Source organism: Synechococcales cyanobacterium CNB (assembly GCA_030263455.1).
GTDB lineage: Bacteria > Planctomycetota > Phycisphaerae > Phycisphaerales > UBA1924 > CAADGN01.
In genome coordinates, this window is sequence record SZOZ01000015.1 from 29657 (window position 1) to 52514 (window position 22858).

Consider the following 22858-nt stretch of genomic DNA (forward strand, 5'->3'; position numbering starts at 1 on the left):
TCATCGAACCATCTGCCCCGGCAGGAACCCTGCAGGCCCCGTGCGACTCGCATTCGCATTCCCTCACTCCCCCGCCTCAATGACATCCACGATCCCAACGTCGATGTATTGCCCGCCCGTTGTTTGTCTGCAGTGCACCGCGATCGTCACCGGCCCAGAGAGCAGAGACTCTCTCGCTGCCTCGCTCATGCGTCGCACCACGTACCCCGTCGTGTACCCCTTCAGTTCTGCCGCCGGCACGCCGTTGACGTACACCTCCGCGTCCTCATCGTGGTGGATCAGCAGCCGCGGATCGTGCAGCAGTACCCGCGGCAGGATGAACTGCCGCCGGATCCACACGTCCCCCGTGTGCCACGGTGTGCGCACAACCGCTCCCGGCGTCCCCTCGCGCCCGAACCCGCCCGGTCCGCGCTGCCACGACGAATCATCAAACCCAGGCTTCTCCCAGCCATCCGCCGGCCGCTCGAACGTGTACGCCCACTCCACCGCATCGCCGCGCGATGTCCCCGCGATCTCCCGCACCCGCGGCGGGGGCGCATACAGCCGAAGGTGCGCCCCGAGCAGTTTCATCTCGTCCATCTTGATGACCTCACGGTCGTAGGTCATCAGCCCGTTCACCTCGACCTCCACGTCCGTCGTCTGCGTGTAGATCGCCCCCGACAGCCCCGGATCGGCGATCAGCAAACGCAGATCGTCCGCCAGCGCGAGGTACGCCTCCGTCAGCGCACCCCGATCCGTGTAACTCCGATACCCCCAGTTCTTCTCGTCCTGCCACGTGTGCCCCGCGAGCGGCAGCCCAAGCCCGCCGTATTCACCGAGGAACGCCGCACGCCCGCCGCTCGGCCTCGGCGACGCCGGCCCCGGATAGGCGTGCCAGTCGATCAGGTCGCCCGCGGGGTAGTCGTTCCACCCGCTCGCACAGATCACCAGCCGCGTCGGGTCCAGTTCCTTCACCCAGTTCGCGATCCTCACCGTGTCGTACTGCCCCCACCCCTCGTTGAAGGGCACCCAGCACACCACGCTCGGATGGTGCATGCGCCCCTCGACCATCGCTCGCAACTCCCGCTCGAACTGCGCAGCCGACTCCGCCGACCGCGCAATCTCCCCGCGCCCCGGCCCCACGTACGCGTCACCGCTCGGCATGTCCTGCAGCACCAGCAGCCCAAGCACGTCGCACCACCAGTACCACCGCTCAGGCTCCACCTTCACGTGCTTGCGGACCGCGTTGAACCCCAGCCGCTTCGTCACGATCAGGTCGTACATCAGCGCGGCATCCGTCGGCGCGGTGTACAAGCCATCCGGCCAGAACCCCTGGTCCAGCGGCCCGAACACGAAGATCGGCTCGCCATTCAGATGAATGCGCTCCACGCCCTCCGCGTCGGGCCGAACCTCGACCTTCCGAACGCCGCAGTACGACGCAACCCGATCCACCACGCGCTCGCCATCGAGCAACTCGACGACAAGGTCGTATAGCCGCGGCTGGTCCGGCGACCACGGCCGAAAGTCCGACGCGAGATCGAGCGCCAGCTCCTCGCCAGGCGCGCCCGTCGCCTCCGCGACCGCCACGCTCCCGATCGACACCTTCGCCCGCACCGTGCGTCCATCCTCCGCCACCGCATCGGCGCGAACGCGAACCATCCGAGTATCGAAGTCGGGCGTCACGTGCAGCCGCCGCACGTACGCGTTCGGCACAGGCTCGACCCACACCGTCTGCCAGATGCCCGTCGTCGGGGTGTACCAGATGCCGTGCGGCTCGCGCACCTGCTTGCCCCGCGGCTGCCAGTGCCCGTCCGTCGGATCCCACACACTCACGACCACCGTCTGCTCGTCACCGCCCACGAGCGCATCCGTGACGTCGAACGAGAACCCGTCGTACCCGCCGACGTGCTCGCCCACGAACCGCCCGTTCACCCACACCCGCGCGTGCCAGTCCACCGCCCCGAAGTGCAGCAGCACGCGACCCTCCCGCCACTCGTGCGGCACGACGAACGAACGCCGATACCACAGGTGCTCCACCGAACGCCCCACCCCGGAGAGCGCGCTCTCAATCGGGAACGGCACCAGGATCGTCCCAGCAAACTCCGCCGGCGAATCGCCCTCCGCCGGAGCCTCCGCCCACTCCCACAGCCCGTTGAGGTTCAGCCAGCTCTGCCGCGACATCGTCGGACGCGGGTACTCGCGCAGCACGCTCTCCGGCGAGACCTCCGCCGCCCACCGCGTCTTCAGCCCGCCTTCCACCGGCTTCCACTCCTCGGTCTGCCCCGACACGCCTACCACGACTGCCGCGGCGCCGACGATCCCGAGTACGCGCATCGCATCGCCTCCACGCGACCGCCGCACAGGGCAGCCACGCAGACACTCTACACGACACCGCCGGCAAGGGGCCGGGCGCGTTACGCCGGTGGCGTTGCCTGCCGTGCCTGCGCCTCCGCCCTGCGCTTCTGGTGACGGATGATCTCCCCCGTCGCCAGGAACACCACGTCCTCGGCGATGTTCGTCATCAGGTCGCCCACACGCTCCAGTTCCCGCCCCGCTCGGGAGATCAGCAGCCCGTCCGCGCACGCCTCCGGGTCGCGGCGCATCATCTCCACCGTCTCCCCGAACAACTGGCGGTTCAACTGGTCGATCGTCTCGTCCATCTCCACCACCGCGCGCGCCGACACCGCGTCCTCGCTCATCACCGCTCGCAGCAACTGGTAGCACATCAGCGGCACGCGCTCGCCCATCTCCCGCAGCGACTGGGGCCAGCGCGGCGGCGGATCACGCCGCATCTTCTTCGCGATCTTCGCGATCGACGACGCATGGTCCGCCACCCGCTCGATGTCCGCGTTCACCTTCAGGATGAACGCGATGATCCGAAAGTCCCGCGCCACAGGCTGCTTCAACGCGAGCAGCCGATAACAGTCCTGCTCGATCGCAACCTCCTCCTCGTCCACGCGGTCGTCGCGCAGACGAACCTCCATCGCCGCCTCCGCGTCCAAACGCCACAGCGCGTCCAGCGCACGCTCAAGCATCGCGATCGCGTACCGCGCCTCACGCACCAGCCGACGCTTCAGGAGCCGCCGGGTCCGACGTCGGATGCAGATGCCTCACCTCGTTCGATTGCACGACGGCTCCGTCCTTCCTCTCGTCCGGGGCATCCACCCCCGGACTCCGCCACTCACGGGCGAATCACGCGCTATCGGCATATCCACGCCCATCGGCGACAAAACAACGCTCCACGGGAACGGCAAAGCGTAGAGTCCCCGCGCGGCCTGGGCCGCAGCCTCCGCTTCCTCATGCCGGGAGACGCTCCGTGCCCAACCCCGCCCGCGAATCCCTCCGACGCCTCCTCGCACGATCCCTCCGGCCCGCCGTGTGGCCCGTCGAGCAACGACTCGACCGCATCATCAGCTCCGCCTCGCGAGTCTCCGCCTCGCGAGTCTCCGCCGCGGTGGTCTGGCGCGGGGGCCTTGACGGACACGCCATCGCCCACGACGCCTCCGTCGATCACGCCGCCACGAAGCGCCTCCGCCAGGAACTCACCTACTGGGCCGCGGTGGTCCGCGGCGCGGACCCCGCATTCCCGGGAGACTTCCGCGAAACCTTCGGCCGCTGGCAGCGCACGCGCCTCTACGAACTCGCCGAACGCCTCGGCCTCGCGGACGACTTCTCCCCGGGCGATCCGATCACAGGCCGCATGGCCGAGTGGTGCGCTGTGCGCACCGCCGTCGAGATTGGCTCCGGGCCATACCCCGCCGTCGCCGCTGCGCGCTGGCGGAGAGCCGTCGCCGTCGATCCCGTCGCCGACGGCTACTTCGCCGAGGCCCTCGTCCCTGCCGAAGCCGAACGTGTCGCCTTCCTCGCCGCCCCGGGCGAGAACGTCCCGCTCCCCGACGCCGTTGCCGACCTCGTCATCGCCGAGAACTGCCTCGACCATGTCGTCTCCCCCCCCCGCGTCGCCGCCGAGATGACGCGCCTCCTCGTCCCCGGCGGCCTCGCCTGGGTGCTCGTCGATGTCCTCGACCAGCCCGACGAACTCCACCCGCACGCCATGGACGACACCAAGGCACGAACCCTCCTCGAATCCGCGGGCTTGGAACTCGTTTGGGGCGAAGTCTGGAGCGGCCACAGCCATCCGCTCGCTCGGGGGCAATGGCGCGCCCTCCTGCGCAAGCCGGAATGATCGACCCATGAGCGTCAACGCCCAGATCGCCGAACGGCTCGAACAGATCGCCGAAATCCTTGAACTCCTCGGCGAGGACCGCTTCCGCGTCGCCGCCAACGCCAAGGCCGCCCGCGTCATCGCCGATCTCACCACCGACCTTGCCACGCTCGCCCACGACCGCGGCGCGCTGCTCGCCATCGAAGGCATCGGCGCCAAGACCGCCGACAAGATCATCGAGTTCGTCAACACCGGCCGCATCACCGAGCACGAGGAACTCCGGGCCAAAGTCCCGCCCGGCCTCCTTGAAATCCTCCGCATCCCAGGCCTCGGACCCAAAACCGTCGCCATGCTCTGGAAGGAGGCGGGCGTCACCGACCTCCCCTCGCTCAAGCGCATCATCGACGACGGCTCCATCCTCAACCTCCCGCGCATGGGCGCGAAGACGGTCGAGAACGTCAAGAAGTCCATCGAGTTCGCCGGCCAGACCGAGCAGCGCATCCCCCTCGGCATCGCCCTCCCCATCGCCGAAGAGATCGTGGCACGCATGAGCGCCGTCACGGGTGTCAAGCATGCTGCCTTCGCCGGCTCGCTCCGGCGCGGAAAGGAGACCATCGGCGACGCCGACGTCCTCGTGGCAACCACCGATCCCGACGCCGCGCACCAAGCCTTCACCACCATGCCCGGCGTCGTGCAGGTGCTCGCCAGCGGCGGCACGAAGAGCTCCGTCCGCCTCCGCGCCGCACACGACCTCGGACGATGGACCCTCGAAGGCCAGCACGGCAAGGAGTCCGGCGGCGTCGCACTCCAGGCCGACCTCCGCGTCGTCGATCCCGCCGCCTGGGGCGCGGCCATGATGTACTTCACAGGCTCCAAGGAGCACAACGTCCGACTCCGAGAACTCGCCCTCAAAAAAGGCTACACACTCAACGAATACGGCCTCTTCCACAACGACAACGACAACACCCCGCCCCAACACCGCGGCGTCAAACCCCTCGCCTCACGCACCGAGGATGCCGTGTACGCCAAGCTCGGCCTCCCCTTCATCCCCCCCGAAATCCGCGAGGACCGCGGCGAACTCGCCCTGGCCGAAACTCCACGCTTCGTCGAAATCGACGACGTCAAGGCCGAACTCCACGCCCACACCACCGCCTCCGACGGCTCGCTCGAGCTCCACGAACTCGTCAACGAAGCCAAACGCCGCGGCTTCCACACCATCGCCGTCACCGATCACTCCAAGTCCAGCGTCGTCGCCGGCGGTCTCGACGAGAAACGCCTCGCCGAGCAACGCGAACAGATCGAGGCGCTGCGCAAGAGCACGAAAGCCATCTCCATGCTCTGCGGCAGCGAGGTGGACATCCTCGGCGACGGCCGACTCGACTTCGACGACGAAACCCTCGCCACCCTCGACCTCGTCGTCGCAAGCCCCCACGTCGCGCTCAAGCAAGACCCCAAGGCCGCCACCAAACGCCTCATCCGCGCCATCGAAAACCGATTCGTTCATGTCCTCGGCCACCCCACCGGCCGTCTCATCAACCGCCGTCCCGGCCTCAGCCCTGACATGGCCGAAGTGATCGCCGCCGCGAAGCAGCACCGCGTCGCCCTCGAAATCAACGCCCACTGGATGCGCCTCGACCTGCGCGATTCCCACGTCCGCGCCGCCGTCGAGGCCGGCTGCCTCATTGCCATCAACTGCGACGTTCACGGCGCGGCCGATTTCGACAACCTCCGCTACGGCGTCCTCACCGCCCGACGTGGCTGGCTCCCCCCGGAACAGTGCGTCAACTGCTGGCCCCCCAAAAAATTGCGCGACTGGCTCGCCTCCAGACGCACACAATGACGTTGGCAATCAACTTGACTTGAGACTGAGTCTCAGATTCAATACGAACCCTCCCTAGGGGTCCGATTTGAACGGAGGCTCCCCATGCCCCTTCCAAGCCGCCGCCACGCCGCCTTCACGCTCGTCGAGCTTCTCGTCGTTATCGCCATCATCGCCCTCCTCATCGGCATCTTGCTCCCGGCCCTCGGCAAGGCCCGTGCCGCTGCCCGCGGCGCTGCCGACCTCGTCAACCTCCGCTCCCTCGGCCAGGCCGTCGAGATGTACTCCAACGACCGCCAGACCTTCCCCCCAATGCGCCTCCCCTCGGGCGAGGTCCACGAGCCGTCCGGGCGAAAGGCCGCTCGCTGGCACTGGGTCGTCGGCGAGTACGTCGGTATGCCCTACATGCCCCGCAACGAGGAGGAGTACCAGAAGTTCCAGAACTCGGACGACTTCGACCGCCTCGACAACGACGTCTTCCGCGATCCTTCCCAGACCTACGACCACTTCCGCAGCAAGGCCACCGGCGAAATCCAGGTGCTCCGCAACGGCTCCTACGGCTACAACTACCACTACCTCGGCAACAGCCGGATCAAGTCCTCCGGCGGCTACATGAACTACCCCGTCCGCATGTCCCGCATCCACGTTCCCTTCAAGACCGTCGTCTTCGCCGACTCCTCCGGCAGCCAGCACCTCCGCATCAACGAGGGCTACCGCGAGCACTCCTACACCCTCGACCCGCCGCGCCTCGACACGAAGAACAACGGCGCGGAGGGCTTCGCGCACGCCACCGGCCAGTCGCCACCGGAAGTCCGCCACGGCCGGGTCGCACACGCCGCATTCCTCGACGGCCACGCCGAGGGCCTCGCACTCGCCGACTTCGGGTTCATCGTCCTCAACGAACGCACCGGCCTCGTCAAGGACGACACCGGCGACAACAGCCTCTTCAACGGCCTGGGCTTCGACAGAGACGCCACGAAGTAAACCCGCGCAACCCGAGCCGATCCGGTACAATCGCGCCGTGAACCGGGTCATCCTCGGCGATTGCCTCGACGTGCTCGCCACACTCCCGCGCGGGATGGCGCGCCTCATCTACGTCGATCCGCCGTTCAACACCGGCAAGGTCCAGCAGCGCGACCGCATCCGCACCACCGCCGACGAAACCAACGGCACGCGCGCCGGATTCGCCGGCAAGCGCTACCGTGTTGAGCGGGTCGAGAGCGGCTCATACGGCGACGCGTTCGGTGAGGACTACCTCGACTTCCTGATGCCGCGCCTGAAAGCCGGCCTGCGCTGCCTCGCGCCCGACGGCTCGCTCTTCGTTCACCTCGACTGGCGCGAGGTCCACTACGTCAAGGTCGCGCTCGACCGCCTCCTCGGACGCGATCGCTTCATGAACGAGATCGTCTGGGCCTACGACTTCGGCGGCCGCTCCCCCCGCCGATGGCCCGCCAAACACGACACCATCCTCTGGTACGCGCTCGACCCCTCCAACTACGTCTTCAACGAGCCTGAGATCGACCGCATCCCGTACATGGCCCCGGGCCTCGTCACGCCGGAGAAGGCCGCGCGCGGAAAGTCCCCGACCGACGTCTGGTGGCACACCATCGTCCCCACCAACGGGCGAGAGAAGACGGGCTACCCGACGCAGAAACCGCTCGGCATCGTCAATCGCATCGTGCGAGTCCACTCCTCGCCCGGCGACGTCGTGCTGGACTTCTTCGCCGGCAGCGGCACCACCGGCGAGGCTGCCGCCACGCACGACCGAGACTTCATCCTCATCGACAGCAACCCCGAAGCCGCGGCCGTTATGGCGGCGCGACTCGCCCGCTTCGACCCCGAATGCGTCGGATTCGAACAGCCCCTTGCCGACGCACGCTGCGCATAGACTCCCCCCATGTTCGAGCGTCTTTCCGAAGGATTCGGCAAGGTCTTCCGTCGCCTCTCCGGCCAGGGCACCATCACCGAGGCCAACGTCCGCGAGGCCATGGAGGAGGTGCGCACCGCCCTCCTCGACGCCGACGTCAACTACGACGTCGTCAACGAGTTCTGCGACGACGTCGTCGCCGACGCCCTCGGCCGCGAGGTCACCAAGAGCCTCCGACCCGGCCAGGAGATGGTCGGCATCGTCCACGCCCGCCTCGTCGAACTCCTCGGCGGCGAAGAGGCACTCGCCGAAGCTACCGACCCCGAACGCGCCCGTGCCGCCCCCGGCCCCGCGATCATGCGCGTCTCCCCAGGCCCAACCATCGTCATGATGTGCGGCCTGCAAGGCTCCGGCAAGACCACCACCTGCGGCAAACTCGCCGCCTACCTCAGCAAACGCGGCCGCAGCGTCATGCTCTGCGCCGCCGACCTCCAGCGGCCCGCCGCCGTCGAGCAACTCGAAATCGTCGCCGCCCAGGCCCGCCAGGCCGCCCCCGGCGGCGCGCCCGTCCACTTCCACGGCGAGCCGGACAAGTGCGCCGAGTACGGCAAGGCCGTCGGCGTCGCCGTCCAGGTCTGCCGACGCGCCCTCGACGCCGCACGCAAGGCCGGCGCGGACGTCCTCATCCTCGACACCGCCGGCCGACTCCACGTCAACGACGAACTCATGGGCGAACTCCAGCAGGTCCGCCGCGCCCTCAACCCGCACCACGTCTTCCTCGTCGTCGACGCCATGACCGGCCAGGACGCCGTCAACAGCGCCAAGGCATTCCACGAACGCCTCGAAGTCGACGGCGTCATTCTCACCAAGTTCGATTCCGACACCCGCGGCGGCGCGGCCATCTCCATCCGAAAGGTCACCGGTGCGCCCATCCGCTTCATCGGCGTGGGCGAAAAGGCCGAGGCCCTCGAGGAGTTCCACGCCCAGCGCATGGCAGGACGCATCCTCGGCATGGGCGATGTCGTCTCCCTCGTCGAGAAGGCACAGGAGCAGGTCTCCGCCGAGGACGCCGAACGGCTCGCCGAGAAGATGGCTCGCGGCGAGATGACGATGGACGACTTCCTCGCCCAGCTCCGCATGCTCCGACGCCTCGGCCCCATGCGACAGATCCTCGGCATGTTGCCCGGCGTCGGCGCGGCCCTCAAGGACGCGCACATCGACGAAGGACAACTCGACCGCGTCGAAGCCATCATCAACTCCATGACCAAGGAAGAACGCCGCGAGCCGAGGATCATCAACACCAGCCGACGCCGGCGCATCGCGGCCGGCAGCGGCACCGACCAGAACGCCGTCGGACAACTCGTCAGGCAGCACGACGCCATCAGCAAAATGACCAAGCAGATGGCCGGCATGAGCGCCAAGTCGAAGGTCGCCGCCGTCAAGGAACTCGGCGCGGCCGGCATGGGGGGCATGGTCCCGGGCCTCAAGGGCATGCCCGGCTTCAACACCAAAGGCTCCACGCGCGCGACCGCCCCCGGCCGTTTCAAGCAACGCAAAAAACGCCGGTGACAATCGGATCCTGAGTCTTGGGTTCCGGGTCTCGCGTTGCCTCTTTCGGGACTCAGGACTCAAGTCCCGACTCTCAGCCCCTTCACTCCCGCCCTACAGGCAGGAAGTCCCTCTCCCGCCCTTCAGCCCACGCCCGGAACCGCGGCCAGAAGACCTCCTTCAGCAGAATCTTCACGCACGCCGCCAGCGGGATCGCGATCAGCAGCCCGTAGAAACCGAACAGCGCACCCCCCGCCAGCGACGCGAACAGGATCGACGGCGTGTCCATCCCCGTGCTCTTCCCCTGGATCATCGGCGTCAGCACGTAGTCGTCCGCCGCCTGCGCGATGAAGTACACCACCATCGGCGCAAACGTCACCCACCACCACGCGTTCTGCCACCCCGGCCCCGAAGGGTCCAGCCACATCGCCACGATCGTCGCCGGAATTCCGATCAACGCCAGGTACGGCACGATCGAGAGCAGGCCGATCGCCAATCCGAACAGAATCGGTGCAGGCGTGCCGATCACCCAGTACAAAACGCTCAGAATCCCCGCCTGGATGAACGCGATCGTCAGCCGTCCGCGCACGAACCCTGACACCACCGCGTCGAACGCACGCACCAGTTCCAGCCACCGCCCGCGCTTCCGCTCCGGGATCAGCCCCTCCCAGAACTCCAGCACCTTCCCCCACCCCGTACAGACGAAGAAAAAGAAGAACGCTGTCAGGAACGCCCCGAACACCAGCGAAAACACCGACGCGATCCCCCGCAGCGTCGCCCCGACCGCCCCCGCGCCGGTCTCCAGCGCCTGTGTCGCGATCGTCTGCGCATTCGCCCGCACGAGCTCCAGCAGCCGCTTGGCGACCTCGCCCTCCGTCACATCGCGCCGTTCGACCAGAAAGTCCCGCGTCGCCAGCCAGAACCCCTCCGGCACAGCCGCCAGCGCGTCCGCGTCCTCCGGGTTCTGCACCGACGCGTACACCCGCTCAACCGAACCCGACACTCGACCCGCGAACGCAACCCCCTGCGTCACGGCGAACGCCGTCGCCACCACCGCCGGCGCCACCACCACCACCGCCGCGACGACAACGATGATCGCCGCCGCCATCTGACGGCTCATCCACGACACCCGCGTCATCCGCTTCACCACCGGCTCGAACAGGTACGCCAGCAGCGTCGCCAGCAACAGCGGCACCGTCACGACGCTGACCAGGTACCCGAGGTACAGCACCCCCAGCACCACCGCGATCACGAGCACGTCGCGCAGCGGCTGAATCTGCCACAGGTGCAGCGATCGCCAGTCCGTGCCGCCGTCGGCATGCGGTGTTCCAGGCTCGGCCATGGCGGACAGCGTACCGTCTTCGCGGTCAGTCCGCGAAGCCCTCGTCGAAGTCGAACACACCCCGGAACTCCTCGAACGAGTCCCCTTCCGAGGTCCGCATCAACCCCGCGTCCACCATCGCATACACGATCCGGCCGAAGTCCTCCGTCGAGTGCACGCCCCACCGGCTCAGCACCGTCCGCGCCAGCCGCCCGTACCGGTGCGTCGCGTAGTCCCGCAGCCCGAGGCACAGCTGCTTCCCGCTCACGTGCCGCGAGTCATCCTCGCTCTCCGCGGCCGACTCCCCGTGGATCATCTGCACCGTGTGCGTCAGCCCCGCGCGCACGAAATCGTATGCCTCTCGCGGATAAGGCCCCGCCTTGTCGCGCAACTCCTGCCACACTGTCTGCATCGCGTCCGACATCCGTTCTACCTCTTCAGACCTTTCGTCGAGCCATCATCGTAGGGGTCCGCACCCCCGACCGGCCAGAGCGGACCCTCGACCCGCCCTGCGAGACGTGCGGGTTCCCTTCAACGCACCACCGCAACGCCCGGTCGGCCCACTCGCCGGCATACGCCACTCCGATCCGCGCCGTGTTCGCCACACTCTCATCGGCCGACAGCCGCCCGCTCCCTCGAACGATGAACAGCCGCGACCCCGGCTCCGCAAGATCCACACCATCATCCTTCCGATCAAGTCCCATCGCCTCGCACAAACGCCCGGGGCCGGAGCACAGGTCCGTCTCCCGCAACGCCCCGCCACGCCGCGCCGACCGGCGACGACGCATCTCCTCCAGCCCCTCCACCGGCTCCAGCGCCCGGATCAGCACCGCCGCCGGCTCACCCTCGCGCCCGCACACCACGTTGAAGCAGTGGTGCATCCCGTAGGTGAAATACACGTACGCCGTCCCCGGCTTCCCGTACATCGACTCGTTCCGCGCCGTCCGCCTCCCGCCGAAGCAGTGCGCCGCCCGGTCCTCCGGCCCCAGGTACGCCTCCGTCTCCACGATCCGCCCTGCAAGCCGGGTCCCATCCGCCAGCACCCGCACCAGCGTGCACCCGAGCAACGCAAGCGCGAGCGCATCGGCCGACCTCGCATAGAACCGCCGCGGCAAGGAGCTCGAACGCTGAGAACTCCGAACAACCGCCGCGTCCAGGGAGATGGAAGACGTGGGATCTCTCACTCGCGCCACCCCGTCCTCTGAACTCCATATCCCACGCCGCGCTCTCCGCGCCCACTCCGTGTTCTCCGCGTTCGCGCTTTACGCATACGCATGAAGCCCCGGCAGCAGCAGGTTCACGCCGAAGTATGTCCACAGCATCACGACGAAACCCACCACGCTCAGCCATGCCGTCACCAGCCCGCGATTCTGCCCCGTCGTCAGCCGCAGGTGGATCACGATCAGGTAGATGATCCACGTCAGCAGCGCCCACGTTTCCTTCGGGTCGAAGGCCCACCACCGGCCCCACGAATGGTCCGCCCACCACGCCCCGAGCAGAATGCCCACCCCCAGCGTCCAGAACGCCAGTTGCAGCACGGTCATCTGCGCCGTGTCGAGGTCCGCCAGCACCCGTGCCCGTCCGAACGGCTTGTCATCCGGCGCATTGAGCGCAGCCGCCGCGATCGCCTCCGTATCCCCCCTTTCGACCGCCTGCGCGCGCAACCTCCCCAGATAATGCGTGCAAAGGTAGAACACCGAGCACACGAACCCCAGCGTGATCAGTCCGTACGACACCAGCACCGTCGTCACGTGGTACTTCAGCAGCACCGACGTGTTCAGGATCGCCGCCTCGCGCCCGATGTGCCGGCCCGGCATGTCCGTCTGCGTCGCCGTGATGAGCACCAGGAACCCCGTCGCCGCCGCCGCCGCGCCGAACAGCCACTGCCGCCGCGCCAGCATGATCACCCCCCCCACGACAGCCGCGAACAGGCTCAGCCCCGTCATCGATTCGAACTGGTTCTGGATCGCGAACCGTTCCGCGACGATGCACCGCAGCACAAACCCCGTCGCGTGCAGCACGATCGCCCCCACCAGCAGCACGCTCCCCGTCCATGCCAGCCACCGCCGACCCGTCCCGAACGCGATCAGCAGCGAGACCAGCGACAGCAGGTACAGCCAGTACCCCCACTCGAACGCGTTCACCCGGTTGTACGCCATTTCCAGCGCGCGGCGCGACTGCGGGTGCGTGCCGGGGTTGATCGCCGCCAGCGCATCCGCCAGTTCCGCCGCCGCTGTGCTCACGCGCCCCGCGTCCGCCGCACGCCACGCCTCCCCGAGCCGCAGCGCGGCAGCCCGTGCCGGATGCTCCGCCGGCAGCTCGCTCACGTGCCGCCAAGGCAGGTCGCGGCTCTCCGGCGCCACCATGAGAAAGTTCGAACCCCCGAAAGCGATCAGCCGCAACGCGCGGTCCGCGCGGTCCAGTCCCTCGCGGAAGCCCGTCTCGCTCATGTGCTTGTCGCGCATCTCGTCGCCGAACGCGAGCACCATCCGCGGCGAGACCCGCGTCAACCGCATCCACCGCTCCTGCTCGTCCCGGTCGCCGGGAAACGCCGCCTCGAGCAGCCCCCGCCGCAGCGGCAGGTAGTTCACGTGAATCACCGGCCGATCGATGTAGTGATCGGGCGACACCGCGAGATCAATCAAGGTAAAAAGCGGGTCGTGCCTCGCCTGCACGCCGTCCGGCAGCGGGTCCGCGTACCTGCTCCGTCCCGTCAGGTCAAACACCGTCTCCCGCGCCAGCGTGTCCAAAATCTTGACACGCCCGTTGTGGAACACCGCCGCGTCTCGCAGCGACGACAAGTCAACCGCCCGCTCGAACGCCAGTTTGTCCGCCGGCGTCACCGCCGCGGCCGGCGCGATCGACGATCCGAACGGCTTGTCCAGCCGCCCCGAATCGTCCGACACCTCCCGCGTCTCCGGGTGTGCGTTCCCCGCAGGCGCGGTCTGTGCGCGCGCCCCAGCGCCCATCACCGCCAGCGCAACGATCTGCAACAGCGCGACCAGCCTGCTCATGGTTCCGCTCCCGCCGGCTGCACGGCCTGCGTCGGCGCGAGCCGCACCGGCGGCCGGTACGTACCCTCCGCCAACTCCCGCTGAATCCGCCGCTTGCGCCGCTGCAGGATCAACGGCTTCACGTAGAACGCCCACGGAATCCCGACCCCCATCAGGATGCCCCCACCCGCGATCACGTGAATCCCAGGGTTGTTCCCCACCTGCAGGATCGTGAACTGCGCGAACGGCCTCGGCACCAGCCCCTGGTCCGCCATTTCCTGCGTTCGCCGCCACCCTTCCGCGTCCCACCCCGCCTGGCTGAACTTGAACTGCCGCGGATCCAGCCCCGCCGAAAGCCGCGTCGCCACGTTCGCCACCCACGAACGCCGATCGTCCCAGCGCCACGGCGCCCGCAGAGGCTCGTTCAACTTCGCCACGTGTTCGTACGGCTCAAAGTCCAGCGTCGTCGGCGTCACCCGCACGATCGACTGGTAATCCCGCGGCGCGCCCCGGTGGTCGTACGACAACATCTGGAAGTCCACCAGCGACACCTCGAACCCCGGCAGCGGATGCTGACGACGACCAAAGATGAGCGCCACCCGCCGCCCGTCGGGCAACCGAACCTCGCGCTGCGTGTCAGCGAACACGCCCGCGAGCGGGTACCGGTCGAACGGCAGCCACACCACCGTGCTCCACACGCCCGGGGCTTGCTCCGCCAGCGGATCGTCAGGCGCGGGCACCGAAACCTCCACCGCAACCATCGCCTTGTCGTGCGTCCCCACCATCGAACGGTCCCTGTTGACCTCCGGCACCGGAACAGGCCGCTCGAACGCCTCCGCGTGCTCCCACGCCGCCGCGACCACCAGCGTCACCTCGTACGCGTCCGGGATGATCCTCTCCAGCCGTCCCCCCGGCCCGAGCGAATCAACCACGCGCACCGCGCCGCCCGGAAGCCGAACCACCGCACGCACGCCTTCCGGTGTGCTCGCCCCCTCCGGCTCGTCAAAGTACACCTGCAACTGCGACGCGTCGATCAGCCCCAGCCGGATCGACGCATCGGCGTCACGCCGCACAGGCCTCCCGTCGTCCCGGGCGACCTCCAGAATGTCCTGCGCGATCTCCGGGTACCGGTGATACACGTACCGCGTGAACGGCTCGGGATGCTCCGCGCCCGCCGGAGGCTCCACGCGCACCAGCGCCACGCTGCTGCTCGCCCCGCGATAACCCGGCGTGATGATCGGGAAGGGCGGCTCGGGCGTCACTTCCTCGACCGCGATCCGCCACCCTTCCACCTCGAACGATTCCCCCGCCTGCACTGCCCGCACCACGCGCACAGGCCCGGCCCAACCCACGACCTCCACCGACAACGCATACGTCGTCCCCGACGGCAACTCCGCCGTCAGGTCAGCCCAACGCCACGGCTCCATCCCGCGCACGTATTCCACGCCGAACACGCCGTTGTCCGCGACCCTGTGCGGCGGCGAGGCCGGCATCAGCGTGTACGAGAACGCCGCCCCCCCGCGCACGCGCCCCTGCGGGTCCGGCACGTCCGTGTGCAACTCCACGATCCGCAGCGGGTTCGCCCGCGCCGGGTCCGAGGGGGGGGGCGCACGCAGCCAGTCCTGCCTCGCCTCCGCGTAACTCGCGTACCCCACGATCCGAAGCCGAACGTCACCGTCCGTCATCCCCAGCGACGATGGCGGGACCGGGATCGAGAGCCGCCGGTCGCTCCCCTCGGGCAGCGACAACCCACGACCCGCCGCCGACAGTGCGCTCTCACCCGCGCCCAAGTCAAGCCCGTAGTCGTTGTACCGCGGCACGCCCCGCACCGGCCGCTGCTCCCACCCGCGGTACTGGCTCACGTACAGCGCGACGTGCGTGTTGTCGTAGAAGGCCCCCACCGGCGCGCCCGTCCGCGGCACGCCCCGCTCGTCCGGGGCGCCCGCCAGCAGGATCGCGTCCCCCTCGCGCTTCTGCGACTGGTAGTACACGCTCCCCAGCGCGATCATCACGATCCCCGTGTGCACCGTCAGCACCCCGAGGTTCACCAACACGAACTCGATCCGACGCACCGTCGCCACCACCATGTTCAGCACGAACGCCAGCAGCAGCAGCCGCATCGGCCATGCGGAGTAGAACTCCAGCTCGCTCATCTCCACGCCCGGCAGACGCCGGACGGTGATCGACTCGTACTCCCGCACGAACGACGCGAACAGCCGCACGCCCGACCCCGTCGCCGGATCGAAGTGAATCGCGGGCCATACCGCAGCGCCCCACACCATCGCCCCGATCCCCGCCCCGACCACCGACCCCGCAAGCCCAACGACGAACCTCACCCCGCGCGAAGCCCCGCGCAGCGCAAACCGCGCGATCAACAACAACGCCGCCGCCGGCAACCCCGCCGTCACCACCAGCGTGATCCCATACAGCAGCCACGTCGGCCCCAGCGCGAGCAGCCCCAGCGGCACGCTCGCCACCACACCGTACAACACCACCCCGCTCAGCAGAATCACCGCCAGCGTGATCGAACTGAACGCACGCAGCACGAACTTCACCGGCCACGCCCACGCCGGGAAGTGCTCGTCGTCCCACTTCAGGCTTCGGCGCCACTTCGCGCTCATGCTGCTCCTAAGCCACCCGGCCCCACCGCGTTCCGGTCAGGCAGGATTATTTCCCGATCAGCAGCAATCGGGGCGGCCCCCCACGAAGAATCGCCGTTTCAAGGGTAGGCGTGGGGGTGGCACGCCCACCCGACAGCCGCACGGCGACCAGCCCAGCCACCCGCCCCCTCGCTCGCAGCAGGAAACCCGCCTCATCCAGACCCAGCGCGCGCGCACCGTTCGTCGTCCCCATCGCCAGCGCGGTCCGGGCATCCACCCCATCGCGCTCCACCAGCACCCGCATCTCGTCCAGCACGTTCATCCCGCCGCGCGACTCGTCCGCGGCCTCCCTGGGCAGGTTTACGATCGAGTCCGTCCCCAGACACACGTTGATCCCCGCTGCAAGCATCTCCCTGTACCGATGCGCCCCGAACCGGGCCGGCGCGCCGAAGTACGCCGACGCCCTCGGGCAGTACGCCACGCTCACGCCCGCCCGTGCGAGAACCCGCAACCTCTCCTCATCAGGACAGTCGTTCACGTGCGCCACCAGAAATGGCGCACGCGAAAGCGTCGGTGCCAGATGGTCGATCGGATGCAACCCACACCCGAAAACCCCCAGCAACCGATCCTCCCACGCCCCCACCCGCTCCAGCAATGCCCGTTGAGGCCCCTCCGCATCCGCGATGAACCGCCGTTCCTCCACCGTCTCCGCCAGGTGCGTGCACAACGCAAGCCCGTACCGCTGCGCAAGCGCGACCGCGTGCTCATACCCGCCAGGCTCCACCGTGTTCGGCGCATGGGGCTGCAACCCCGCTCGCACGAGCGAACCCGCTGTCAACTCCTCCGCGTGCTCCTCCAGAAACTGATCCAGCCGCGCCAACGACCGATCGCGCAGCGCGCCCGCCGCGAAGAACTCCACGAACGACACCCCCGACAGCGGCCCCTCCCGCAGTGCGCGCAGCGGCGCCACCGTCGGTCTTCCGCTCGGCGCGCCGGAAATGTCCCCCACCGCCACCGTCCCACCCGCCAGACACAGCCCCACACCCAGCCGCACGCTCTCCGCGATCTCCTCATCCCCCTGACGCCGCCCCGCCCGCACAGTCTCCACCCACGCCACAAACCCGTCCTCCGGGTCGTGCTCGCGCGGCCCGAGGTGCGTCAGGTCCAGGTGCGTGTGCGCGTTCACCAGCCCCGGCAACAGCACCCACCCCCGGAGCGACACTTCGCGGGCTGCCGGCGCTCCCGGATGCCGCGACACCTCATCCGGCCTTCCCACTGCGAGCGCGACGGCCCGTCCCGTCGCCGAGACCTCGACAAGCAGCGAAACCGGGGCGGAAACCAGGCCACTGGCATCAAACGCCGCGTCCGCCTCGTAGCGGCGCAACCCCGGCCCCCGCGGCACGGCAGGCAGATTCGGCGCGGATTCCCGCACGATGGACGCCTCCGTGGCTGTCGGCCGATGGAAAGGGCGGTAGGATGGGCGGGCCGGGACGGGCCGGCGAGACGGATCCGCCGCACCCGCCCCACGGCACACGGTACTCATTCAGCCGCCCCAACGACCGGCGGCGTGGAGGTCTGCACATGCGACACGGGAGAAGGTGGGTTCGGGGCGTGCTGGCCATCGCGCTCATGGGCGCGGCCCTTGGCGGCTGCGTCAGCCGGGCGGAGTACGACCGTCTCGTCGAGGCAAACCGGAGCCTCACCAACCGGAATCAGGAACTTCAGGCCAGCCTCGACGACTGCCAGAGCATGAGCGGCAACATGACCGCCCGCCAGCTCGCCGCCGACGAGGCCGTCCGATCGCTCCGCGACGAGAACGAGCGCCTCCGGGGCCTCGTCGGCATGAGCGACGCCTCCCTCCGCGACCTCGAATCCCAACTCCGCTCGCTCCAGCTCGGCGCGCTGGATCCCGAGACCGACCGCGCCTTGCGCGAACTCGCCGCCGCGAACCCCGACCTCATCCAGTATGACCCCGCTCGCGGCATGCTCCGCTTCGCCAGCGACCTCACCTTCGACTCAGGCTCCGACGTGGTGAAGTCCGAGGCCAAGTCCAGCCTCGCGCGCCTCGCCGACATCCTCAAGGCACGCGCCGCCGCTCCGTACGAAGTCCACGTCGTCGGCCACACCGACTCGCAGCCCATCAGTGCGCGCACCGCCGAGCGCCATCCCACCAACATGCACCTCTCCTGCCACCGCGCGATCTCGGTCCGCCGCGAACTCGTCAGCATGGGCGTCCCGGCCGCAAAGGTGAACGCCTCCGGCTGGGGCGAGTTCCGCCCTGCCGTGCCGAACACCGCGACCGGCAACACGCCCGCCAACCGCCGCGTCGAAATCTACCTCACACGCTCCACGGCCTCGGCATCGTCGGCCCCCGCACCGACCACGACCCCTCCCACGCCGGAACGCCAGCCCGACCCCACCAAGTAACGCTCCCCTCGACATCGACCCTTCCTTCGCACCGACCGGGGCCGTTCGCCCCGGTTTTTCATTCCGTCGTCGCCTCCCCAGGCCGCGCCTTGCGCTCCATCTTCCCGAGCGTGAGCGCGACCACCGCCCACGCCGCCGCTACCGGGATCGCCACGAACCCCACCGCCACGCCCGCCTGCGCCAGCAGTTTCGGAACCCACGCTCCGACCGCGTCCCCCCCCCGATACACGAACGTGTCGATGAACGGCTTGGACTTGTACTTCTCCTCTGGCCCGAGCCGCGCGAACAGCATCTCCCGCGCGGGCCTGCCCACCGCGTACTCCGTGCTCCGCCGCACGGCCTGGAAGATCGTGAGAACGCCCAGCGTCGGCACGGCCCACAACGCCACGAACCCCGCCAGCGTCAGCAGCGGCAGGATCGCCAGCGTCCACCCAAGCCCCAGCCGCTTCACCAGCCTCGACGTGACGAACGCCTGCACCAGCAGCGTCCCCAGGTTCGCGTACAGGTCGATGTGCGCGAACGCCGACGCCCTCGCATCGCGCCCCTCCACGCTCTGCGACACGATCCGCCCCTGCTCCATGTACAGGAACGTCGACGTCAGCGTGAACGCCAGCAGCACCGCGCAGATCAACGCCAGGTATGGCGACCGCGAGATCAGCCGCAGCCCCTCCCACACCCGAGGCCCAGGCTCAGCCGACACCACGCCGGCGCCCCCGTGCCGTTCCCGCACACCGCGCGCAAGCCACACCGCGCCTTCGAGGAAGCAGCACGCCAGCAGCATCATCCCCGTCGGCCCCAGGTGCTCCACGAGCCGTGCCGCAAGGAACGAGCCGCACACCGCGCCCAGCGTCCCCCCCACGCCGATCGGCCCGAACACCCGCTTCGACTGCTCCGGCGACCACACGTCATTCATGTACGCCCAGAACACCGAGATCACGAACAGGTTGAAAACGCTCAGCCACACGTAGAACGCGTACCCGAGCCACAAGCGCGACTGCTCGTCCACCACCACGAACAGCCCCGCGAACACCAGCATGTTCGCCGCGAAGAACCGGTACGTCGCTGGGATAAACACCCGCCGTGGAAAGCGCGACACCACCGCCGCGAACGCCGGGTTCGCCAGGAACATCGCCGCCAGCGTCGCCGTCATCAGCCACGCCAGCCGGTCCCATCCCCCTTCCACACCCATCGACTCGCGCACCGACCGCACGCAGTAGTACCCCGCAAGCACGCAGAAGAAATACCCCCCGGAGAGCGCCAGCGGCAGCCACTCGCCATGCCGCACCATCGCCGGGCTGTCGCCGGGGCCGCCTCCCGCGTTCTCCGCCGCCTGCTGCGTGAGCTTCTCCGGCATGATCGCTCCAGCGAACGAACCGGCACGATACCGTCACCAGCCGCGGTACGATGCAACCGCGTCCGTCTGGGGCGATACACCCCCGCTGTTCCCACCACCCGGAGCCGATCCATGCCGACCACGCGCCGCGAGTTCCTTCAGGCCTCCGCCGCCCTTTCTGCAGGCCTCGCCCTCTGCGTCGCTCCTGCCCTCGCGATGCGCCCCGCCGCACGCGCCGCCAAGCCCATGCGCATCCTCATCCTCGGCGGCACCGGGTTCCTCGGTCCCGCCATCGTCGAAGCCGCGCTCGCCCGCGGCCACGCCCTCACGCTCTTCAACCGCGGCCGCACCGAGCAACGCACCGGCCACACCTTCGAAGGTCGCGATCGTGTCGAGAAACGACACGGCAACCGCGACCCGCGCCGACTCGCCGACGAGTCCGCCGAACCCGGCCCCGACAACCCGATGGGACTCACGCAACTCCGCGAAGGCGAGTGGGACGCCGTCATCGACACCTCCGCCTACTTCCCCCGCGTCGTGAACGCCTCCGCCGAACTGCTCTCCGGTCGCGTCGGCCAGTATGTCCTCATCTCCACCGTCTCCGTCTACGCCTCCCACGCCGAGCCGAACGCCGACGAGAGCGCGCCCGTCGGCACGATCCCCGACCCCACCGTCGAACAGGTCACCGGTGAGTCCTACGGCCCGCTCAAAGCGCTCTGCGAACAAGCCGCCGAAGCTAGGCTGCCCGGCAGGACGACCATCGTCCGACCCGGCCTCATCGTCGGTCCCGGCGACCCGACCGACCGCTTCACATACTGGCCCGTCCGCGTCGCGCGCGGTGGTGATGTCCTCGCCCCAGGCACGCCCAACGACCCCGTGCAGGTCATCGACGTCCGAGACCTCGCCGATTGGCTCGTCCTCATGGTCGAGAAGCACACCTTCGGCGTCTTCAACGCCCTCGGCCCCGCCGGCGGCATGGGCATCGGCACACTCCTCGAAGCCTGCAAGCAAGCCGCCGAAAGCGACGCGAACTTCCGCTGGGCCGACGCCGGGTTCCTCCGCGAGCATGGCGTCTCCGGATGGAGCGACATGCCCGTCTGGCTGCCGCCTGAAGGCGACACACTCGGATTCGGCCAGCGCAGCTGCGCCCGCGCCGTCGCCGCAGGCCTCACGTTCCGCCCGATCCTTGATACGTCAAAGGACACCCTCGCCTGGTGGAACGCACAGCCAGAGGATCGCCGCGCTCGCCTGCGCGCCGGCATCTCGTCCGACCGCGAGGCCGCCGTCCTCAAGGCCCTCGACGAACGCGACGCCGGATGAGCAGGCTCCCGCCAGCGCGCACCCTCCGCGCTCCCGGAACATGCCACGGATTCACGCGAGTGCAACCTTCTTTCGCCAAAAATCGCACGACCCCGCCCCGCCGTCCGAACTCGGATGATTTCCGGGCCTCTGCCCCCCCCGAAGCAGGTTGCTCCGTCCGCGCCATCCACGCTGATTGTTCCTTTTCTTGCGCGTTTGCTGGCCGCGCCGCGTGTGTGGTGTACCTTCCGATGCAGACCCGTTCCGCCGCGTGACCGCGTGGCCATCAGGCCCACGCCCACGCATCCTCCCCCCGGCGGTGTGTTCGGCCGGGCGGAACGGGCAGGAGGTACGCTCCATGCGCTGGACCACTGCTTCATCCCTCGTCGCCGCAGCCGCCTTCTCCTGCGGCGCACTCGCCCAGGAAGACCACTACGGCGACCGCACCTCCGACGCCGTCGCCAGCAACGCCGTGGCGACCGTCTCCCTCGTCGGCTTCGCCGGAGGACAGTTCCGCACCCTCAACTCCGAGGGCGACGCACCCGTCCCCGTCAGCACCTTCGACGACCCCAAGTTCTACTCCATCGGCACCAACACCGTCCCAAATCCCAACCAGCAGGACACCCTCGAAGCCGCTTGGTACGAGGTCGTCAACCCACAGGGACACTTCGTACAACTCATCATCCGCTCCCGAACCGGAAAGCAGTTCGTTCCCGTCGGCACCCAGGTCGACGGCCACACCGTCCAGGCATTCTCCTACGAACTCGGCGGCGACGGCAACGGCATCGACTGGAAGGGATGGATCAGCCACGTCTCCTGGACCGAGTACGTCATCAACTACAGCACCGACGGCGGACAAACCGCGTACTCAGACCCAACCATCTTCGATCCCATCGGCGGCGCGCACTGGAACGGCATCGACGTCCTCCACCTCGGACTCGAAGTCCCAGGCTCAGGCGTCAACTGGATCCAGGTCAACTACAAGATCGGCGTCGTTCCCGCACCAGGCGCCCTCGCGGGACTCACCATCGCCGGCGGCCTCCTCGCTCGACGCCGCCGCCGTTGACCATCACCACACAGCGCAACCACGCCACCCGACGGGCCTGCCGCGTACGCAGGCCCGTTATCATCCCACGCTCACCCTCCAACTCACTGACCACCGTCCCGCCGCACGTGCTACCGACCTCCGCTCCGGGAGGTCGGTGCTTTGTTCCCCCACCTGCGCCCAGGTTCCTCTTCCACCCCCACACAACCCACGATGACACCACGCCACCGGCGTGAACCAGCCCCGGCCACGGGCTGCGCCCCTGGAACGCGGCACACCTTCCCGATAGCCCTGGATGGGGCGAGCGAATCATACGGTTCGCGTAAAGTCCTTCCCCAATCCGCATTCCACCATCGTCGTGCCCCGTGCGCTCTCCACCACGCACCCACCACCCGCGCGCGCCGATCCGCGCACACGCGCCTTCTCCACCTCGACTCCGCCCCGATCCCCCCTCACCATTGC

Annotated in this window: 17 protein-coding genes; 8 read left to right on the forward strand and 9 right to left on the reverse strand. The window is 68.7% G+C overall.

All coding sequences use genetic code 11. The features are described from left to right. Window positions 1–63: 63 nt before the first annotated feature. Entirely contained in the window at window positions 64–2313 is a 2250-nt protein-coding gene (locus FBT69_13530) for a glycoside hydrolase family 2 (GenBank protein MDL1905810.1), read from the reverse strand. A gap of 80 nt (window positions 2314–2393) precedes the next feature. Next, entirely contained in the window at window positions 2394–3041 is a 648-nt protein-coding gene (phoU, locus tag FBT69_13535; protein ID MDL1905811.1) for a phosphate signaling complex protein PhoU, read from the reverse strand. A gap of 254 nt (window positions 3042–3295) precedes the next feature. Between phoU and FBT69_13540 the strand changes: the two genes are divergently transcribed. From FBT69_13540 to FBT69_13560, 5 genes are all read left to right on the forward strand, one after another. Continuing rightward, window positions 3296–4165, forward strand: a complete 870-nt coding sequence (locus FBT69_13540) for a class I SAM-dependent methyltransferase (protein ID MDL1905812.1) — start codon at window positions 3296–3298, stop codon at window positions 4163–4165. Then, a complete protein-coding gene (gene polX, locus FBT69_13545) occupies window positions 3996–5984 on the forward strand; it encodes a DNA polymerase/3'-5' exonuclease PolX (GenBank protein ID MDL1905813.1) in 1989 nt (662 codons plus the stop codon). Before FBT69_13540 ends, polX begins: the two co-directional genes overlap by 170 nt. A gap of 84 nt (window positions 5985–6068) precedes the next feature. After that, on the forward strand, window positions 6069–6947 hold the full coding sequence (locus tag FBT69_13550) for a DUF1559 domain-containing protein (protein ID MDL1905814.1): 879 nt from the start codon (window positions 6069–6071) through the stop codon (window positions 6945–6947). Between the two features lie 37 nt (window positions 6948–6984). Further along, complete coding sequence (locus tag FBT69_13555) at window positions 6985–7851, forward strand: site-specific DNA-methyltransferase (protein ID MDL1905815.1); 867 nt, start codon at window positions 6985–6987, stop codon at window positions 7849–7851. Window positions 7852–7860: 9 nt separating this feature from the next. Then, window positions 7861–9399, forward strand: a complete 1539-nt coding sequence (locus FBT69_13560) for a signal recognition particle protein (GenBank protein MDL1905816.1) — start codon at window positions 7861–7863, stop codon at window positions 9397–9399. An 82-nt stretch (window positions 9400–9481) separates the two neighbouring features. Here the strand turns inward: FBT69_13560 and FBT69_13565 are convergent, their stop codons facing one another. From FBT69_13565 to FBT69_13590, 6 genes are all read right to left on the reverse strand, one after another. After that, on the reverse strand, window positions 9482–10720 hold the full coding sequence (locus FBT69_13565; GenBank protein ID MDL1905817.1) for an AI-2E family transporter: 1239 nt from the start codon (window positions 10718–10720) through the stop codon (window positions 9482–9484). A gap of 25 nt (window positions 10721–10745) precedes the next feature. Continuing rightward, window positions 10746–11123 carry a hypothetical protein gene (locus FBT69_13570; protein MDL1905818.1) on the reverse strand — a complete coding sequence of 126 codons (378 nt, stop codon included), beginning with the start codon at window positions 11121–11123 and terminating at the stop codon, window positions 10746–10748. A gap of 13 nt (window positions 11124–11136) precedes the next feature. After that, complete coding sequence (locus FBT69_13575) at window positions 11137–11814, reverse strand: DNA-3-methyladenine glycosylase (GenBank protein ID MDL1905819.1); 678 nt, start codon at window positions 11812–11814, stop codon at window positions 11137–11139. Between the two features lie 147 nt (window positions 11815–11961). After that, window positions 11962–13713 carry a hypothetical protein gene (locus tag FBT69_13580; protein ID MDL1905820.1) on the reverse strand — a complete coding sequence of 584 codons (1752 nt, stop codon included), beginning with the start codon at window positions 13711–13713 and terminating at the stop codon, window positions 11962–11964. Then, window positions 13710–16313 (reverse strand): hypothetical protein, encoded by a 2604-nt coding sequence (locus tag FBT69_13585; protein ID MDL1905821.1) that lies wholly within the window; start codon window positions 16311–16313, stop codon window positions 13710–13712. Before FBT69_13585 ends, FBT69_13580 begins: the two co-directional genes overlap by 4 nt. Before the next feature lie 46 nt (window positions 16314–16359). Further along, a complete protein-coding gene (locus FBT69_13590) occupies window positions 16360–17835 on the reverse strand; it encodes a hypothetical protein (GenBank protein MDL1905822.1) in 1476 nt (491 codons plus the stop codon). A gap of 38 nt (window positions 17836–17873) precedes the next feature. Here FBT69_13590 and FBT69_13595 point away from each other — a divergent pair, with 38 nt between their 5' ends. Further along, window positions 17874–18719 (forward strand): hypothetical protein, encoded by an 846-nt coding sequence (locus tag FBT69_13595; protein MDL1905823.1) that lies wholly within the window; start codon window positions 17874–17876, stop codon window positions 18717–18719. A gap of 58 nt (window positions 18720–18777) precedes the next feature. On the opposite strand, the gene FBT69_13600 is transcribed toward FBT69_13595, so the two are convergent. Next, entirely contained in the window at window positions 18778–20073 is a 1296-nt protein-coding gene (locus tag FBT69_13600) for an MFS transporter (protein ID MDL1905824.1), read from the reverse strand. Between the two features lie 111 nt (window positions 20074–20184). Between FBT69_13600 and FBT69_13605 the strand changes: the two genes are divergently transcribed. After that, window positions 20185–21372, forward strand: a complete 1188-nt coding sequence (locus FBT69_13605) for an NAD-dependent epimerase/dehydratase family protein (protein ID MDL1905825.1) — start codon at window positions 20185–20187, stop codon at window positions 21370–21372. Between the two features lie 337 nt (window positions 21373–21709). Next, window positions 21710–22417 (forward strand): PEP-CTERM sorting domain-containing protein, encoded by a 708-nt coding sequence (locus tag FBT69_13610; protein ID MDL1905826.1) that lies wholly within the window; start codon window positions 21710–21712, stop codon window positions 22415–22417. Window positions 22418–22858: the final 441 nt, after the last annotated feature.

Coding starts and splice junctions, on each gene's coding strand:
- FBT69_13530 (MDL1905810.1), bottom strand. CDS start 2,313: ATGCGCGTACTCGGGATCGTCGGCGCCGCGGCAGTCGTGGTAGGCGTG.
- polX (MDL1905813.1), top strand. CDS start 3,996: ATGTCCTCGACCAGCCCGACGAACTCCACCCGCACGCCATGGACGACA.
- FBT69_13550 (MDL1905814.1), top strand. CDS start 6,069: ATGCCCCTTCCAAGCCGCCGCCACGCCGCCTTCACGCTCGTCGAGCTT.
- FBT69_13560 (MDL1905816.1), top strand. CDS start 7,861: ATGTTCGAGCGTCTTTCCGAAGGATTCGGCAAGGTCTTCCGTCGCCTC.
- FBT69_13565 (MDL1905817.1), bottom strand. CDS start 10,720: ATGGCCGAGCCTGGAACACCGCATGCCGACGGCGGCACGGACTGGCGA.
- FBT69_13570 (MDL1905818.1), bottom strand. CDS start 11,123: ATGTCGGACGCGATGCAGACAGTGTGGCAGGAGTTGCGCGACAAGGCG.
- FBT69_13580 (MDL1905820.1), bottom strand. CDS start 13,713: ATGAGCAGGCTGGTCGCGCTGTTGCAGATCGTTGCGCTGGCGGTGATG.
- FBT69_13585 (MDL1905821.1), bottom strand. CDS start 16,313: ATGAGCGCGAAGTGGCGCCGAAGCCTGAAGTGGGACGACGAGCACTTC.
- FBT69_13590 (MDL1905822.1), bottom strand. CDS start 17,835: ATGAGTACCGTGTGCCGTGGGGCGGGTGCGGCGGATCCGTCTCGCCGG.
- FBT69_13595 (MDL1905823.1), top strand. CDS start 17,874: ATGCGACACGGGAGAAGGTGGGTTCGGGGCGTGCTGGCCATCGCGCTC.
- FBT69_13600 (MDL1905824.1), bottom strand. CDS start 20,073: ATGCCGGAGAAGCTCACGCAGCAGGCGGCGGAGAACGCGGGAGGCGGC.
- FBT69_13605 (MDL1905825.1), top strand. CDS start 20,185: ATGCCGACCACGCGCCGCGAGTTCCTTCAGGCCTCCGCCGCCCTTTCT.
- FBT69_13610 (MDL1905826.1), top strand. CDS start 21,710: ATGCGCTGGACCACTGCTTCATCCCTCGTCGCCGCAGCCGCCTTCTCC.